This window comes from Azohydromonas australica DSM 1124 (assembly GCF_000430725.1).
In the GTDB taxonomy this organism is placed as follows: Bacteria; Pseudomonadota; Gammaproteobacteria; order Burkholderiales; family Burkholderiaceae_C; genus Azohydromonas; species Azohydromonas australica.
The window spans coordinates 1-1,039 of the sequence record NZ_AUMO01000180.1 but is presented as its reverse complement, the minus strand read 5'-3'; the positions used below and the strand labels follow the sequence as shown (position 1 = coordinate 1,039).

Genomic DNA, 1,039 nt, shown 5'->3' with positions numbered 1-1,039 from the left:
CGCAGATGGAGTAGGAGCGGCGCAGGTCCTGGCCGTCGATGGTCTTGCGCAGCGTGAGGTACTGGCCCTGCGTGAAGCCGAAGGCCTCGCGCAGCTCCGGCGGCACCTCGAAGCTGACGATGACGGCCTCGGACGTATCGGGCAGGACGGCGCGCACGCGCAGCGGATGGAACAGGACGCTCATGGCGGCTCAGATGGGCTTGAAGTGTTCGAAGGGCTCGCGGCAGTCCAGGCAACGGTGCAGCGACTTGCACGCCGTGGCGCCGAAGGCCGAGAGCTGCTCGGTGTGCGTGCTGCCGCAGCGCGGGCAGGCCACCGGCGCGATGCGCCGCGGCACCAGGCGGATGGGCACCGCGGCGTCGGCGGCCAGGTGTCCCGGCGGCGCGATGCCGTACTCGCGCAGCTTGCGCCGGCCGTCCTCGCCGATCCAGTCGGTGGTCCAGGCCGGGGCGCGCTGCAGCTTCAGGCGCACCGGCCCCAGCCCCGCGCCTTCCACGGCCTCGGCCACGCTGCGCTCGATGACCTCGGTGGCGGGACAGCCGGAGTACGTGGGCGTGAGCACCACCTCCAGCGTCTCGCCGTCCTCGCGCACGTCGCGCACGATGCCCAGGTCGCACAGCGACAGCGCCGGCACCTCCGGGTCCAGCACGCCGGCCAGCACGTCCCAGGCGCGCTGAACGCGCGTGGGCTGCGCGCGCTGGGCCGCGTTCACCACGCACCTCCCGGGAAGGCACGCTGCAGGTGCTGCATCTCCGCCAGGATGTAGCCCATGTGCTCGCTGTGCACGCCGCGCCGGCCGGTGCTCAGGAAGGGCCGGTCCGCCGGCTGCCGCAGCGTCGCGGCCTGCAGCAGCGGGCCGATCTCCGACAGCCACTCCTCGCGCAACTCGGCCCAGCACGGGCCCAGCCCGCTCTCGGCTGCGGCCTCGTCCACTTCGTCCTGCGCGAACAGCTCGGCCACGTAGGGCCACAGCTTCTCCAGCGCGGCCTGCATGCGCCGGTTCGATTCTTCCGTGCCGTCACCCAGGCGCAGCACCCAG

General features: G+C 73.1%; 2 protein-coding genes and 1 pseudogene. All 3 read right to left on the bottom strand.

The window, feature by feature from the left end:
- Window positions 1-184 (bottom strand): annotated as a pseudogene (locus H537_RS0119130) (phenylacetic acid degradation protein); the annotation flags it as partial.
- A 6-nt stretch (window positions 185-190) separates the two neighbouring features.
- Window positions 191-715: a 1,2-phenylacetyl-CoA epoxidase subunit PaaD gene (gene paaD / locus H537_RS0119125; protein WP_028999099.1), complete on the bottom strand. Its 525-nt coding sequence runs from the start codon at window positions 713-715 to the stop codon at window positions 191-193.
- Window positions 709-1,039: 1,2-phenylacetyl-CoA epoxidase subunit PaaC (locus tag H537_RS0119120; RefSeq protein WP_028999098.1), on the bottom strand; the 331-nt coding region annotated here is incomplete at its 5' end. The genes H537_RS0119120 and paaD, both read right to left, overlap by 7 nt.